Consider the following 14,620-nt stretch of genomic DNA (forward strand, 5'->3'; position numbering starts at 1 on the left):
TGTGAACCAATGCGCCACATGGCGCGATATCCCCGCTCAGCCGGACATCTGGCCGGCTAGGGGTGCCTCATCGTATGTGCAACGGGCAACGGTGGTGTCATGACAGCGGTTGGGATCGACCTTGGTGGCACGAAAATCGAAACGCAGGTTTTCGGTGACGACTGGCAAGTGATCGCGCGCAACCGCGTTGCGACACCGCGCGATTACGATGGGCTGGTTGCTGCTGTCGCAGGGCAGATCGCTTGGGCTGATCTACAAACAGGTGCGCCCGCCCCCGTGGGTATTGGTGCTGCCGGTCTGGTCAATCCGGTGACTGGCCTTGCCCTGACTGCGAACCTTGTTGCATCGGGCAAACCCTTTCCGGCTGACATCGCCAAGGCGGCAGGCCGTGCCGTAACGTATGTGAACGACTGTCGCGCGCTGGCCCTCTCCGAGGCGGTGTTTGGCGCAGGCAAAGGACACCGCACAGTCATGTCGCTGATCATGGGAACGGGTATCGGCGGCGGCATCGCGGTTAATGGCGCAATCCTGCAAGGGCCGACCCGAACAGGTGGCGAGTTCGGCCATACCGCTGCGCCCGCCCATCTGGTTGCCAAATATGACCTGCCCGTCGTGCAATGCGGTTGCGGGCGTATGGGCTGTTGCGAAACATATATTGCAGGCCCGGGACTTGGCCGGATTGCCAGGACGCTGACAGGGCGCGACCTGACATCACAAGAGATCGCCACCGGGCGCCACACCGAGTTTGCACCTGTTTGGCAGGCGTGGTGCGAACTGGTAGCCGACCTGCTGCGCACGCTGATCCTGACGGTTGATCCTGACATTGTCGTTCTGGGTGGTGGGCTTAGCCAGATCGACAAGGTTGTCGACGATCTGACAGTCGCGACCCAAACTGCACAGATTGGCGATTTTTCGATCCCACCGATTGTTCTGGCGCAGGGCGGTGATACAAGCGGCGCACGCGGCGCGGCCCTTGCCGCATGTAACGAGGTAACGTGATGGACCGCTGGATCGCGCCAGAACTGCTTTTTGACGGCACGGTCGTGCAGCGCGGCAAAGCGTTGCAGCTGTCAGGCGGACGTGTGGTCAAGGTTGCGGATGCGCCGGCTGACGCGGTGGCGGTTACGGGGCTGGTCACGCCGGGGTTTGTTGACCTTCAGGTAAACGGCGGTGGCGGGATCATGCTCAACACGACGCCAACCCATGACGGGATTGCCGGCATACTTGCCGCGCATCGCGGGCTTGGCACGGTTGCAGTGATGCCCACAGTGATCACCGACCACCCCGATGTCCTGGACAAAGCCGCCGACGCGGCGATTGCCGCCAAGGGGCTGCACGGGTTCGTTGGATTGCACATTGAAGGCCCACATATTTCGGTTGCGCGCCGGGGCACCCATGCCGCGCAATATGTGCGCCCCTTTGATGATCGCACGATGGAAACGGTGATGCGACTGCGCGCGCAGGGAATCGCGGTGATGATCACGCTCGCACCGGAAAACGCGACAGCGACGCAGGTCGCGACCCTTGTGCAGAACGGGGTGGTTGTGTCGATCGGTCATACCGATGCCACCGCCGAGGAGCTGCGCATTCTGATGGCAGCAGGGGCCACCTGTGCAACCCACCTGTTCAACGCGATGTCGCCGATGCTGGGCCGTGCGCCCGGTGCGGTTGGGGCCGTGATCAACTCTGATTGCTACGCCGGTATCATCTGTGACGGGCACCATGTGGCTGATGAAATCGTCGGCATGGCGATCCGTGCGCGCCCCACGGCGGGGCGGATGATGCTGGTGTCGGACGCGATGGCAACCGTTGGCGGACCGGATGAATTTACGCTTTACGGGCAGACGATCCGCTTGCAGGACGGGCGGTTGGTCAACGAGGAAGGGTCGCTTGCCGGGGCGCATGTGACGCAAGCGCTGGGCGTTCAACGGCTGGTGGTTCGGACCGGAACACCGCTGGAAACCGCACTTGCAATGGCCACCACCGTGCCTGCGGATTGCATGGGGCGGCCCGATTTGGGTGGTCTGATGGGTCGCGGCGCTGATGACCTTGTTGTGCTAGACGCGGACACCCTTGATTATCGCGGCGACCTTGCAACTGCACTTGCGACGACCGCGCAAAGCAATGCCGCCCAATAGCGCCGCGCTCGAAGTTTGCGTCGATACCGCAGAGGGACTATCCGCCTGCCAGATCCACGCCGACCGGATAGAATTATGCAGTGCGCTTGAATTGGGCGGGTTGACCCCGTCACCGGGCTTGCTGGCAATTGCGCGCGACAGCAAGGTGCCGGTGCATGCGATGATCCGGCCGCGCGCGGGCGATTTCTCTTATGACGATCATGATCTTGAGGCCTGCTTGCAAGATATCGCCGCGGTGCATGCCGCGGGTTTGGCAGGCGTGGTTCTGGGGGCCTTCAAGGATCGCGAGCTTGATCTGGTTGCCCTTGCCAAGATGCGCGCGGCGGCGGGCGACATGGCTTGCACGTTGCACCGTGTGATTGATCTGGTCGATCATCCCCTGCGCGCACTTGAGGATGCGATTGCCCTTGGGTTTGATCGCATTCTGACTTCGGGCGGGGCGGTGCGCGCACCCGATGGGATTGACGGTTTAGCCGCCCTGCAAGGCGCCGCAGCGGGCCGGATTACCGTGATGGCCGGAAGCGGCGTGACAGCGCAAAATCTGGGAGATATCGCGGCGAAAACAGGTATTTACGCGTTTCACGCATCTTGTTCCCTCCCTGTGGCGCAGGGGCACGAGGAACAGGCGTTCGGGTTCGCGACGGCATCGCGCAACCGCACCGACCCCGCCAGGATCGCGCAGATGCGCGCTGCGATTGATGCGCTTCCCGGGGTCACATCACCATAAAATCGGTCGCACCGCGCCGTAAATTGGCCCTAAATCCCCAGCATATTTTGACCACTTCTTTGGTTAGGGCAGGTCATATGCAATACATTTTCGCAGGTCTCATCCGGTTTCTGATGTCTGGTCCTTTGGCGCTTTTTGGCGGCGCAGCGGCTGTGTTGGCTGTCGGATATTTCTTGCAGGTATCTGAAAACGAACGCGAAGTGCGCAAGGCCGCAGCCCTTGCCGCTGGCCCGCCCCCTGTTGTCAACATCGAGGACTATGACCGCGCCACCGACCGCACCGACATGGGCGAGGTGAACCTGCGCGCCCAGCTTGATTTTTCGATGGACTATCAGCTGACGCTGGAAGGGTCGTCATCGACTGACCGCGCGCTCATGGTGCCTTTGATGGAGGCGGAAACTGGCGAACCCGTTGGTGTCGCACTTTATACTGGGCGCAATTTCCAGTTCGAGGACATGGAGCCGATGGCGCTTTTGGCGAAGTCCCAAGGCTTTGGCGAGGTTGGGCCAATCCTTCACTTGAACGGTGAAACGGGACCGTTGGGCAAATGGGACGAGATCGTTGAAGATTCATTTCGCGAACAGGGCCGGGCATTCGCGCCGGGTTTCCTGATTGTTTACCCCTACGTCGACGGGCGTGAGGCTGCGTTTGCGCCCAAAGCCAACAGTTCGGTTTTCGGGCTGTTCTCCAAGATCGCAGGTGCGATCGCCCTGCTGGGTATCCTGAAACTCGTTTTCCGCAAACCCGATCCAGTTGTCTCCGAAATTCCTGACTTGCCGCCACTACAGCCAGCTGAAGCGCCGCAAACACCGTCCGGTTTCAGCCCGCTTGATGATCCCTTCGCGCTGACGGGCAGCGATCGCAAGGGCATGATGGAAGACGATCAGGCTGATCCTTTGGCCGTGACACCTGCACCTGTCATGGCAGCACCAGCTGATGAACATATCCCTGAATGGAAGCGCCGTTTGGATGCGAAAATCAACGCGCAGGTGCCGGACAACACGGGGACCACTGCCTTGCGCGCAGATTTGCTCGGGGTCAATGGCCCTGCCAAGCGATCCTTTGGCGCGACCCTGCGCAAGGGCGCCCTGATCGTCGTCGGTGCCGCCTTTGGCCTCGTCTTGATTGCAACGATCGGCAGCTTGTTGATGGATGCACGCCAGAACGATGCTGCCGCTGCGGTCGCCATTCCGTCAGCCGAAGAACGTGTCGCACAGGTTGTCGCCGAATATGTCGCGCCGACGACCGACGCCGCCGACAAAGAATGGTATGAAATTGACTTTGCGCCGATTGCGCAGTGGTTTGTCAGCAAGGGTCTGCTGGCCGTCAGCGGTGACAAGAATGCGCAGCTGACACTTGCGATGATGGTCGGAGGTTTGTTCCTGTTCATGTTCATGCTGCGCTGGTTCTTCTTTGTGCGCGGCATGTTCCGGCCAAAAATTCAGCCGTCAATGACGGGAATGGGCATGGACAGCGGCTATTAGAAATCCACCGTGACGCCCGGCAGGTTCAGCGCCTTGATCAATTCGCGCAATTCCTGACGGGCCGCGACGTTGGAAATATTCAGCCCCGTCACGCCCAGATCGCGCAAATCCAGCAGGGTCAGCCCGCGCGGGAACAGCTCGCGGAAAATGACCCGTTCGTTGAAACCGGGCGCGGTGCGAAAGCCGATCCGGCGTGACAGTTTGGTAATCGCGGCTTCCATCTTTTGCTTGTTGACCATGTTCTGCGCGCCTGTGCGGTTGCGCACAACGACCCAGTCAATCGGATCAAGGCCCGCCTGCGCACGCAACTGGCGGGCATTCCAGACCATGCTGGAATAGACCGACGGGCCTTTGATCGTTTCGCCATCCGTATCCACATGGGCCAACAAATCAAAGTCGATGAAACTGTCGTTCAGCGGCGTGATCAGCGTATCCGCCAGCGAATGCGCAACCTGTGACAGGCGCGTATGGCTGCCTGGGCAGTCGATCAGGATAAAATCGCTATCGGGTTCCAGCGTGGCCACGGCCGCACTGAGGCGATGATCATAGACGTTCTCGCCCGGCTTCAGGCTGGTGGCATCAATTTCGGGCAGGTCGTGATAGGTCGGGGTAGGCAGCGATAGCCCTTCCTGCGCCATATAGGCGGTGCGGTTTTCGATGTAGCGGCCCAGCGTTTTCTGGCGTAGGTCCAGATCAAGCGTGCCAACCTTGTGACCCATACGCGACAGGGCTGTCGCCACATGCATCGACACGGTCGATTTGCCCGCGCCGCCCTTTTCGTTACCCACAACGATAATATGTGCCACTGCCCTTGCCCCTTTGTCTGATCCGGTTCAGGCCCGGACCGTTGCGGTAACTATATGGCGCAAGGGGTGCAAGGGGAAGCGGATGCACGCGCATTACTCCGACAAGTATTCAAGAATGAAGGTTGCGTTGATATATTGCTGGTATCGCAGTAGCTAATTCAGAACGGGGGTGCCAAAAATGCCGCAATGGAAGCGCAAAGATGAGTCGATACTGCCGTTTGTCGAGCAGAATGTTCGAGTTTGCGGCAATTGCGATTTCCGCTTCCTAAGTGGCGTAATTGTCGTGGAGCGCGGATATCCGGTCAGGGCACTGTGCAGTGATTGTGCCCACCTACATGCTCAGAAAGATTGGGATGACGGCACGCGCGTTAAGAACGACTAGGCAGCGGATGCACGCCAAGCAGATTGCATTTTCGTCAAACCCTTGACTTGTGGTCACAAAGGGGCCATCTGCCCCTAGACCGATGCAGGCTGCCGCGTGAGCAGGGCATGTCAGGGCCAAGCGCCCGACACCGCCAAAGATGCATTGTGACAGGTTCCCACCATCACGCAGGGGTTCCGCGCCACGCCGGCGTGCGAACGTTCTGTTCTCATGTCAGCGCGCGGGCGCAATCCTTTTGCCAGCTTTACCTATTCGGGTAGGGCACATTTTTTCCGCGCGATCCTGAACGGGTCGCCGAACCGATAGGACATCCTTATGGATTTCGACATGCTGGGCCTTGCGCCCCGCCTTGTGGCCAAACTGGCCGAACAGGGCATCAAAGACCCAACCCCAATTCAGGCGCAGGCGATTCCGCACGCGATGAATGGCCGCGACGTGATGGGCCTTGCCCAGACCGGTACCGGCAAAACCGCCGCATTCGGCCTGCCGATGATCGACGCGCTGATGAAGGCGGGTGTGAAACCCGATCCGAAAACAGCGCGTGGCCTGATCCTTGCGCCGACGCGCGAACTGGCCAAACAGATCAGCGACAACCTGCGCGCCTATACCGAAGGCAGCCACCTCAAGGTGAACCTTGTGGTCGGCGGGGCCGGTATCGTCGCACAGATGAAGCGGCTTGAGCGTGGCACCGACCTGCTGGTCGCAACGCCCGGTCGCCTGATTGACCTGCTGGATCGCAAGGCGATCCGCCTGAACCAGACGCAATATCTGGTGCTGGACGAGGCTGATCAGATGCTTGACATGGGGTTCATCCATGCGCTGCGCCAGATCGCACCGTTGCTGGCCACCCCGCGCCAGACGATGATGTTCTCGGCAACGATGCCGAAACTGATGACCGAACTTGCCGGATCGTTCCTGAATGATCCCGTGCGCGTCCAGGTCGCACCGCCGGGCAAGGCGATTGAAAAGATCGAACAGTCGGTGCATTTCGTAGCCAAAGCCGCCAAGAACGACCTGCTGATCGAACTGCTGGACAAGCACCGCAATGAACGCGCGATTGTGTTCGGGCGCACGAAACATGGCTGCGAAAAGCTGCACAAAATGCTTGAAGCCAAGGGGTTTGCCTCGGTCTCGATCCACGGCAACAAAAGCCAGGGTCAGCGTGAACGCGCGATTGAAGGGTTCAAGAACGGCAAGCTGCGGGTGCTGGTCGCCACCGATGTGGCTGCCCGCGGTCTCGACATCCCCGAGGTCAAGCATGTCTATAACTACAACCTACCCAATGTTGCGGAAAACTATGTTCACCGCATTGGCCGCACGGCCCGCGCCGGTGCAGACGGCATGGCAATTGCGTTCTGCGCACCCGATGAAATGATCGAGTTGCTGGATATCCAAAAGGCGATGAAGGCGGATATTCCCGTGGCATCAGGGCGCCCGTGGGAGGTGCTGCCCGGTCAGAAGAAAAAGCCAAATGGCGGCGGCGGTGGTGGTCGGCGTGGTGGCGGCGGTGGTCGCCGCGGCCAAGGTGGCAAGCCCGGTGGTGGTGGCGGCAAACCCGCGCACGCAGCGGCGAAACCGGCGGGCGGCAATCGCCGTCGCCGCAAATCGGGCCGCGGCGCAGCCTAAGACATGCAGGGCGGTCCGATCGGGCCGCCCTTTGCTTTTGCTATGGCGACGGCACGAGCGGCGCTAGAAAATCGCCAGATCTGCCGCCAATGTTGCCGCGTTGATACCTTCACCGCTTTGGAGTTCGATCACATCGGTCCCGAAGGTCAGCGTATAGATCGTTCCCGTCCCGTTCAGTGCACCAAAGGTATCAAGCACATCCTGCGCGTCAACGATGCCAGCGGTGCCAGCCCAAAGCGCTGCATCAAGCAACAGCGTATCCAGCCCTTGCTCGAATGAATTTACGCGGTCCTGATCATAGCCAGCGCCAAACACAAACGTATCCGCATGGGCACCACCGTTCATCACATCGTTGCCTGCGCCACCGTCAAGGGTATCAAGGCCTAAACCACCCGTCAGAACATCGGCGCCCGCGCCGCCAAACAAGACGTCAGCACCTGCAGCCCCACCCAGCGTATCGTCACCATGGCCGCCATACAGCGTGTCGTTGTTGCCCTGCCCGAACAGCGTGTCACTGTCATCGCCGCCATAGATATCGTCGGCACCCGACCCGCCATAAATCGTATCGTTGCCCCCATCACCGCTTAGAACATCGTTTTGTCCCTGTCCGCGAATGGTGTCGGCACCATCACCACCCGATACAACGTCATTGCCGGTTCCCGCCGAGATATCATCATCGCCGCCATCGCCGAACAGGTTGTCAATTTCGGCCTCGCCACGGATCGTGTCGCCATCTTCGCCGCCGTAAACTGTGTCGGCACCATTGCCACCCGACAGAATGTCAGACCCACCACCGCCGTGAACAATGTCGTCACCGCCGCGCCCTTGAAGGTTGTTGTTCGCCGCTGCGCCAGTGATGGTGTTGTCATCATTCGATCCGGCAACGTTTTCAAAGTTGATCGCGTTGATGTTCAGGTCGATATCATCGGCGATCCCGTCGGATTTCAGCACCAGCGTGTCAACGCCCGCGCCGCCGTTCCAAACGTAATCGACCGAGGCACCATCGCCAAAGGTATCGACCGTCACGATGTCATTGCCGCTGCCAAAGATCGCCTGTTCCACGCCGTCAAAGCTTTCGGCAAGGTCGCCGATCAGGGCCGTTCCCACTGTGAAGTCTGCAATTACAGCAGCGGTTTCGGCCGACCAGTCAATCGTGTCGGTGCCGGCACCACCATCATAAACGTCAGCGCCCGCGCCGCCATCAAGCATGTCGTCACCCGCGCCAGCAACCAGTGTGTCACTGCCGGTTTCACCACGCAGAACATCGCCGTAGATGGACCCTGTCAGGATGTTGTCGGCGCTGTTGCCGATCAGGATGATCGCGACTTTTTCAAAGCTCGTGACGTTTTCAAGATTGCTGAAATTGCCAAAGTCAAACACCGACCCGCCGTTTGTCGAAAAGCCCTGATCAATGTCGATGACAAAATCGCCCAACGTGGACACGTTGATATAGCTCGAGGACAGGTCAAGCGTATCGGTGCCCGCGCCGCCATTGATCGTCAGTGTATAGGCGTTGGCACCAACGAACAGATCGTCACCAGATCCCGCAAGGATCTTTTCGATCGAGTTCATGGCAAAGGTTTCGCCGCCCGCCGAGAATGCATAGGTCTGCTGGGCAGAGTTGAACACCATGTCGGCGTCTGTGATGGCCCTGAAATCGCCCGTATCGTTGCCGTTCCCGCCATAAAGATTGTCCGATCCTGTGCCGCCCAGAACCACCAGCGTGTCTTTGCCTGCACCGCCATAAAGCGAGTCGATGCCATTGCCGCCAATCAGCGTGTCATTGCCCGCATCGCCGTAAAGCATGTCATCGCCGTCACGCCCTTCCAGAACGTCATTGCCGTCTTCGCCACGGATCGTGTCATCGTAGTGGGACGAAATCAGGTGGTTGTTGGCAGCATTGCCGATCATCTCGATCGCGACAAAGTCAAAGCTCGTGATGTTTTCAAGGTTGCTATAGCTGCCATCGGAGAAAGACGCGCCGCCGCTGATCGACACACCCTGATCAATGTCGATGACAAAGGTGCCGGGCATCGAAAAGTCAACGGTGCTGGCCGACAGATCAAGCGTATCAACGCCAGCACCGCCATCCACAGCGCTTTGATAGGTCAGCGCGCCTGAAAATGTATCGTCGCCGTCACCGCCAAACAACATGTCGTTGCTGTCGCCACCAAAGATCGTGTCATTCCCGCCCAAGCCGGAAATCTGGTCGCTTCCGGCCGTTCCAAAAAGGGAATTATCGTTCGCGTCACCTGTGCTCATGACAGCAGTCCTCGTGTATTGGTTGTCCGCGCTAACTTACGCGCCTCACCGGTGAGGAATTGCGCACACTTCAAGGTAAAATTATGGCCAGTTTTATTGATCGAACCGGGTCGGATCAGACCGCCAATCGCCCGGTTCAACTGTTGCACATTGCGTTAGCCCCCAAACGCAAAACGCCGCCCTGTTTTACAAGTGCGGCGTTCCATTTCCAAAAGAGTGGGTGCTTTAGAAGCCCAGACCTTCGTACTTTTTCTTGAACTTGGACACACGGCCACCGGTGTCGAGCAGACGGCTGTTGCCGCCTGTCCATGCGGGGTGGACTGTTGGGTCAATATCAAGCGACATCTGGTCGCCTTCTGCACCCCAGGTAGAGCGCATCTGCAACATCGTGCCATCCGTCATTTTGACGTTGATCAGGTGGTAGTCGGGGTGGATATCTTTTTTCATCTCGACTTCTCCTATGCGTTTGCTTCGCCAACGGGGCGATAGTTGGTCTGTTCGGCAATACGCGCCGACTTGCCGCGGCGTGAACGCAGGTAATACAGCTTGGCGCGGCGAACGCGGCCACGACGCACCACGGTGATGCTGTCGATATTGGTCGAATGCAGCGGGAACACACGCTCCACGCCTTCGCCAAAGGAAATCTTGCGAACGGTGAACGAACCGGCGATGCCAGTGCCGTTCTTGCGTGCGATGCACACACCTTCGTAGTTCTGGACGCGCGAGCGCGTGCCTTCGGTCACTTTGTAACCGACGCGGATGGTGTCACCCGCTTTGAAATCGGGAAGGTCTTTCCCGAGGGCGGCAATTTGCTCCGCCTCAAGTTGTGCGATCAGATCCATTGACCGTCTCCTGGTTTTCACGCGGTTTTTCCGCGGATGTGAGGGCTGCCAGAGCTTCGGTCTTCGCGGGTCAGTCACGCTGCCCACCAAAGGTTTCACGGCCTTGCTTTGTGCTATCTGGCGGGTTCGCGGTGAAGAGGTCACGGCCATACCAAACAGGTCCACGACTCGATTTGGGGCGCAGACAGGCGGGATATAGAGGGAAGGGGGCAGTGTGGCAAGGGCGCCTGTGCAGGCAAACCACAGTTGGACCAGAATTCGTCAAGCAAATGTTAACGTTTGTTGAAGCGAGTTGGCCAGAGTGACATAGCTATAGGTGAATATTTCAAAACTTCATTTCAAAAGGAAACCTTATGTTGATCAAGGCAATTGCTCTCCCCGCCGCACTTCTTATGGCGACGGCCGCGTCTGCGCAGGACCATTCGTTCCAGCTAGATCTCTCTCTGGGGTCTTGGTCCAACCTTGATGGAGGCTCGGGTATCCTTTCAAATGGCGGTATCGACGGAGTCGACGATCGCATTCAAAGCGATATCACACTTAGCTATGCACGCGATTTCGGGAATTTCACAGGTGTTATTGCCCTGCATCATGGCGGTATCTCGGGGGCGGACCCATCTTTGAATACGGACGATGCGACATCGGAAGTGTATGATCTGACCGCCCGTGCGCTTATTGAAAACGGGGCAATGACCTACGGCGGTTTCATCGGTGTTGGCGGGCATGACGACTATGGTGATAGCGATGAAGTGATGTCCTATAACTACATCGGCGCCGAATTCTCGAACACAATGAGTTGGGGCGGTTACTTCGCTCAGGTCGGCTTTATCGACAGTGCGGACGAGTATTGGGAAGGCACACAGGTCGCTCCCTTCGTGAATGTCGGCGGGCACTACGACCTTGCGAATGACTACGCGCTTTTCGGCGCTTTCGCATACGGTGGCGGGATCAAGTATGGTGAAGCTGAATACCAGAACCGCATTGTTGATCTAACCCTTGGCGCGTCGCGCGATTTTGGCCAGTTTGATGGTTATGTGGCCCTGCAATCCATACAGATCAGCTATGAGGACGGGCCTGGTGGGGACTATTACGGCGACACCTTCAACAGCGTTGCATTCGGGATTAGTTACGAATTTGGCGGCGACCAGAACCACGGCAGCCGTTTGCCGCAGATTGGTCGTTGGGTTGCGTACAACGCCAACGAAATCGAATAACCCCTTGCTTCAAGGGTGATCGAATGGGCGGGTCTATTCACCCGCCCTTTTTGTTTTCGCAGGTAGGTTCCGCCACTGCATGCATTCGGTCGCATTTCAAACGGTGACGTTGACCTTGGACCCGCACACGCTGACATTCGACCTCAGGGAGGCGGTATGATGCGGAAACTGTGGTTAGCGATCTTCTTTGTGGTGTTTCATCTTTCGCCCGCTTTGGCCGAGTCATTTCTGGGTCGGAACGTGACAATCACCGATGGCCGCGCGGACAGATCGGTGCCCGCCCCGCTTGTCGTTGCGATGCACGGGTTTCTGGGCACATCACGGAATATGCAACGAAAGACAGTTCTGGACGCGCTTGCGCGCCAGCACGTCATCATCGTCGCTTACCCCAACGGCGAAGGGCGCAGGTGGAACGATGGTCGCGCACCTGAAACGACCCCCGATGATGTGGCCTATCTGACGGGTCTGATCACGGCCCTGATCGCCGACAATCGCGCCGATCCTCGGCGTGTTTTTCTAACTGGTCATTCCAATGGTGGCGGCATGGCGATGCGGATGGCTTGTGACCGTCCCGACTTGATTGCCGGTATTTCTGTCGTCGCCACCAAACTTCCCACCGCCTTTCAATGCCCGAACGGCGCACCGGTGCCCGCGATTTTCTTTCACGGCACAGAAGACCCGATCTCTCCCCACGCGGGTCGACCGGCAGGCAGTCGTCTTGGGGCGACCTTGTCGGCGCAGGCGACGCTGGAAACATGGAGCCGACGAAACAGGTGCAACCGTGCCGACGTTCCCCGTGTGGTAGACAGCGTGGACGATGGGACTGTGGCAAGGATATTCCAATACAGACGCTGCGCTGCGCCGCTTGTCTATGTGCTGATCGACGGGCATGGGCACGACTGGCCGGGGCAAGGTCAGCGGAGCACGCGCCTGCAAGGCCCGGCCACCCGCGAAGTCGATGCAGCAAGACTTAGCTGGTGGTTTTTTAGCGGGCTTTAGGCGGTCAGCGCGACGATTTCTCGTGCTTTTCCCACAGATCGGGCCGCCGTTCGGCTGTGATTTTCTCGCTCATCTCGCGGCGCCATTTCGCGACTTTGCCGTGATCGCCGGACGTGAGAACGGGCGGAATTTCCCGCCCTTCCCATTGTGCAGGGCGGGTGTAGTGCGGGTGTTCCAGCAGCCCGTTTGAATGGCTTTCCTCAACCGCACTTTCGGCATTGCCCAGAACACCGGGCAGCAGGCGCACGCAGGCGTCAATCAGCACCATCGCGGGCAGTTCGCCACCGGTCAGAACATAATCGCCCATGGACACTTCGATGATATCGTAATGTTCCAGCACCCGTTCATCGACGCCCTCGAACCGGCCACACAGCAGCGTCACGCCATCGGCAGCGGCCAGATCCTGCGCCATCTTTTGGGTAAACGGCACGCCGCGCGGGCTGAGATAGATCAGCGGCATCCGGCCCTTGGCGCGGCGGCGGGTATCTGTGATTGCATTGGCCACAACATCGGCGCGCAACACCATGCCGGCACCGCCCCCGGCTGGCGTGTCATCGACGTTGCGATGCTTGCCGACCCCGAAACGGCGCAGGTCGGTCGTGTGCAGCTGCCAAATCCCGTCTTTCAGGGCCTTGCCCGTCAGGCTGTCGCCCAAAATGCCCGGAAAGGCTTCGGGAAGAAGGGTAATCACCTGCGCGCGCCAGACATTTGCCAGATCGGGGGCGTCATCCATCAGATCACGCGGTTGCAGCGTGGCGGCGATGGATTTGCGACCGTGGGATTTGCTGGGTTTGTCAGTCACGCGCGCGGCCCCTTCTTCCACCCGCCAACACCGGACATCGCCGAAAGCGCGTCTTTCTGGGCCTGCACTTCGCCATCCGGCAAATCGCCCAGATTCAAGGCAAGAAATTTGTCGGCAAGGTCGTCACTTGGGCCCTGATTGCCCGCATCGACAGGGTCAAGCCGCGCCATAAGACCGTTGGGCAGGTCCAACCCGTTCAGGATCGCACCACCCGGACCCAGCGGATGATCGCGGCTGACTTCGAGTGGCAATGCCGTAATGGGGACCGGCGCGATGCTCTTGCGAATGTCGCTGACAACGGCGTCCAGATCTGCCGCATCGCGATAGGTGTCGCGAAATGCGTCCCAGCTTTTGGTCAGGCGGAAACCGCGCAGATGATGGCGATAGGCACTGTAAAGCCAGTCATCCGCACCGCGCGTCGTCAAGGTGACTGACAGGCTGTGATCGGGAAACCGGTCCTCAAGATAGCCGCATATATAGCTGATCGTGATCGGGGCAGCAGCGTAGGTATCCACATCGGGCCAGCCGGGCAAATGGCCCGATAACCCTTCGCAACTGATCAGAACATGACGCGGGTCATCGGCGCTGACGTCGGCGAAAACCTGATCAAGAGCCTCGATCATATCCATCAACAACAAGGGGTTCTGGGTTTTGGCATAGCCCATGCACAGCTTGGCCACATCGCGCAGATGGCGCAGTTGGAAGATCGCGACATGAGGCGACAGCAGGTCGCGATTGATCCAGAATACATGCTGCGCCGTGCTGGTGCCGGTCTTGTGAAATCCGGGGTGCAACAGGATTTGCCTAGCCATCGGCGGTATCAACCTGATCGGGCATCAGCCCCTCGGGGGGATCAATGATCACGCGACCGGTTGCCAGATCGACAGTCGGGACGAACTTGCGTGTAAAGGGAATGAGGGCACTGTCACGCAAACCCGCGCCGGTGACTTCCAGCATATCCTCGGCGCCGTTGTTCATCACGGCTTTGACGCGGCCAATTTCAGCGCCGCCCGTGTCAAACACCGCAAGGCCGACCAGATCGTTGTGATAGTATTCATCGTCAGGCAAATGCGGCAGCTGCGCGCGATCTGCATAGAGATCGACACCGCGCAGGGCATCCGCCTGTTCTTTGGTCGTGATCCCGTCAAGGCGGGCAATCAGGCTTCCCTTGGTCTGACCAATCAAGACGACAGTCGCGAAAACCCGTCCCTGATCTGTGACCAGCGGGGTGTAATCGGCAATCGCTTCGGGGATGGCGCAAAAGGATTTCAGACGCACGTCACCCTGCACGCCAAACGCGCCGCCAAGTGATCCGACAATGATACGATCCTTGCTCATGCG

General features: G+C 59.1%; 14 protein-coding genes. 7 read left to right on the forward strand and 7 right to left on the reverse strand.

Annotation, left to right across the window (positions count from 1 at the left end; translation table 11 throughout):
• The first annotated feature begins 99 nt into the window (after positions 1-99).
• From SJY21_RS12770 to SJY21_RS12785, 4 genes are all read left to right on the forward strand, one after another.
• Positions 100-999 (forward strand): ROK family protein, encoded by a 900-nt coding sequence (locus tag SJY21_RS12770; RefSeq protein ID WP_377511262.1) that lies wholly within the window; start codon positions 100-102, stop codon positions 997-999.
• The gene (locus SJY21_RS12775) at positions 999-2,138 is read left to right on the forward strand and encodes an N-acetylglucosamine-6-phosphate deacetylase (RefSeq protein WP_377511265.1); all 1,140 of its coding nucleotides are present in this window, start codon (positions 999-1,001) and stop codon (positions 2,136-2,138) included. Before SJY21_RS12770 ends, SJY21_RS12775 begins: the two co-directional genes overlap by 1 nt.
• Entirely contained in the window at positions 2,125-2,865 is a 741-nt protein-coding gene (locus tag SJY21_RS12780; protein ID WP_377511268.1) for a copper homeostasis protein CutC, read from the forward strand. Before SJY21_RS12775 ends, SJY21_RS12780 begins: the two co-directional genes overlap by 14 nt.
• 113 nt (positions 2,866-2,978) lie before the next feature.
• A complete protein-coding gene (locus tag SJY21_RS12785; RefSeq protein ID WP_377511271.1) occupies positions 2,979-4,349 on the forward strand; it encodes a hypothetical protein in 1,371 nt (456 codons plus the stop codon).
• On the opposite strand, the gene SJY21_RS12790 is transcribed toward SJY21_RS12785, so the two are convergent.
• Positions 4,346-5,155, reverse strand: coding sequence for a division plane positioning ATPase MipZ (locus tag SJY21_RS12790; RefSeq protein ID WP_377511274.1), 810 nt, complete (start codon positions 5,153-5,155; stop codon positions 4,346-4,348). The two genes, SJY21_RS12785 and SJY21_RS12790, sit on opposite strands and share 4 nt — an antisense overlap.
• Positions 5,156-5,852: 697 nt before the next feature.
• Here SJY21_RS12790 and SJY21_RS12795 point away from each other — a divergent pair.
• Positions 5,853-7,163 (forward strand): DEAD/DEAH box helicase, encoded by a 1,311-nt coding sequence (locus tag SJY21_RS12795; protein ID WP_377511277.1) that lies wholly within the window; start codon positions 5,853-5,855, stop codon positions 7,161-7,163.
• A gap of 63 nt (positions 7,164-7,226) precedes the next feature.
• Here the strand turns inward: SJY21_RS12795 and SJY21_RS12800 are convergent, their stop codons facing one another.
• From SJY21_RS12800 to rplS, 3 genes are all read right to left on the reverse strand, one after another.
• Positions 7,227-9,425 carry a calcium-binding protein gene (locus SJY21_RS12800; protein WP_377511279.1) on the reverse strand — a complete coding sequence of 733 codons (2,199 nt, stop codon included), beginning with the start codon at positions 9,423-9,425 and terminating at the stop codon, positions 7,227-7,229.
• 225 nt (positions 9,426-9,650) lie between these two features.
• Complete coding sequence (gene rpmE, locus SJY21_RS12805; RefSeq protein ID WP_377511282.1) at positions 9,651-9,872, reverse strand: 50S ribosomal protein L31; 222 nt, start codon at positions 9,870-9,872, stop codon at positions 9,651-9,653.
• A gap of 11 nt (positions 9,873-9,883) precedes the next feature.
• Positions 9,884-10,267: a 50S ribosomal protein L19 gene (gene rplS, locus SJY21_RS12810; RefSeq protein ID WP_377511285.1), complete on the reverse strand. Its 384-nt coding sequence runs from the start codon at positions 10,265-10,267 to the stop codon at positions 9,884-9,886.
• A 353-nt stretch (positions 10,268-10,620) separates the two neighbouring features.
• On the opposite strand from rplS, the gene SJY21_RS12815 reads away from it, so the two are divergent.
• Positions 10,621-11,478: a hypothetical protein gene (locus SJY21_RS12815; RefSeq protein WP_377511288.1), complete on the forward strand. Its 858-nt coding sequence runs from the start codon at positions 10,621-10,623 to the stop codon at positions 11,476-11,478.
• Positions 11,479-11,634: 156 nt separating this feature from the next.
• Entirely contained in the window at positions 11,635-12,477 is an 843-nt protein-coding gene (locus SJY21_RS12820; protein ID WP_377511291.1) for an alpha/beta hydrolase family esterase, read from the forward strand.
• A gap of 4 nt (positions 12,478-12,481) precedes the next feature.
• Here SJY21_RS12820 and trmD read toward each other — a convergent pair whose 3' ends face one another.
• From trmD to rimM, 3 genes are read right to left on the reverse strand one after another with little or no spacing between them, the layout of a single operon-like run.
• Positions 12,482-13,279, reverse strand: a complete 798-nt coding sequence (trmD, locus tag SJY21_RS12825) for a tRNA (guanosine(37)-N1)-methyltransferase TrmD (protein WP_377511294.1) — start codon at positions 13,277-13,279, stop codon at positions 12,482-12,484.
• Positions 13,276-14,091 (reverse strand): hypothetical protein, encoded by an 816-nt coding sequence (locus SJY21_RS12830; RefSeq protein WP_377511297.1) that lies wholly within the window; start codon positions 14,089-14,091, stop codon positions 13,276-13,278. Before SJY21_RS12830 ends, trmD begins: the two co-directional genes overlap by 4 nt.
• Positions 14,084-14,617 (reverse strand): ribosome maturation factor RimM, encoded by a 534-nt coding sequence (gene rimM, locus SJY21_RS12835; protein WP_377511300.1) that lies wholly within the window; start codon positions 14,615-14,617, stop codon positions 14,084-14,086. Before rimM ends, SJY21_RS12830 begins: the two co-directional genes overlap by 8 nt.
• Positions 14,618-14,620: the final 3 nt, after the last annotated feature.

The sequence above is a fragment of the Octadecabacter sp. R77987 genome, from assembly GCF_042466115.1.
Taxonomy (GTDB): domain Bacteria; phylum Pseudomonadota; class Alphaproteobacteria; order Rhodobacterales; family Rhodobacteraceae; genus SW4.

What these genes read in the sequence shown, in the direction of transcription:
- SJY21_RS12770 (WP_377511262.1), top strand. Translation starts at nt 100, where the DNA reads ATGACAGCGGTTGGGATCGACCTTGGTGGCACGAAAATCGAAACGCAG.
- SJY21_RS12775 (WP_377511265.1), top strand. Translation starts at nt 999, where the DNA reads ATGGACCGCTGGATCGCGCCAGAACTGCTTTTTGACGGCACGGTCGTG.
- SJY21_RS12780 (WP_377511268.1), top strand. Translation starts at nt 2,125, where the DNA reads ATGCCGCCCAATAGCGCCGCGCTCGAAGTTTGCGTCGATACCGCAGAG.
- SJY21_RS12785 (WP_377511271.1), top strand. Translation starts at nt 2,979, where the DNA reads ATGTCTGGTCCTTTGGCGCTTTTTGGCGGCGCAGCGGCTGTGTTGGCT.
- SJY21_RS12795 (WP_377511277.1), top strand. Translation starts at nt 5,853, where the DNA reads ATGGATTTCGACATGCTGGGCCTTGCGCCCCGCCTTGTGGCCAAACTG.
- SJY21_RS12800 (WP_377511279.1), bottom strand. Translation starts at nt 9,425, where the DNA reads ATGAGCACAGGTGACGCGAACGATAATTCCCTTTTTGGAACGGCCGGA.
- rpmE (WP_377511282.1), bottom strand. Translation starts at nt 9,872, where the DNA reads ATGAAAAAAGATATCCACCCCGACTACCACCTGATCAACGTCAAAATG.
- rplS (WP_377511285.1), bottom strand. Translation starts at nt 10,267, where the DNA reads ATGGATCTGATCGCACAACTTGAGGCGGAGCAAATTGCCGCCCTCGGG.
- SJY21_RS12815 (WP_377511288.1), top strand. Translation starts at nt 10,621, where the DNA reads ATGTTGATCAAGGCAATTGCTCTCCCCGCCGCACTTCTTATGGCGACG.
- SJY21_RS12820 (WP_377511291.1), top strand. Translation starts at nt 11,635, where the DNA reads ATGATGCGGAAACTGTGGTTAGCGATCTTCTTTGTGGTGTTTCATCTT.
- SJY21_RS12830 (WP_377511297.1), bottom strand. Translation starts at nt 14,091, where the DNA reads ATGGCTAGGCAAATCCTGTTGCACCCCGGATTTCACAAGACCGGCACC.
- rimM (WP_377511300.1), bottom strand. Translation starts at nt 14,617, where the DNA reads ATGAGCAAGGATCGTATCATTGTCGGATCACTTGGCGGCGCGTTTGGC.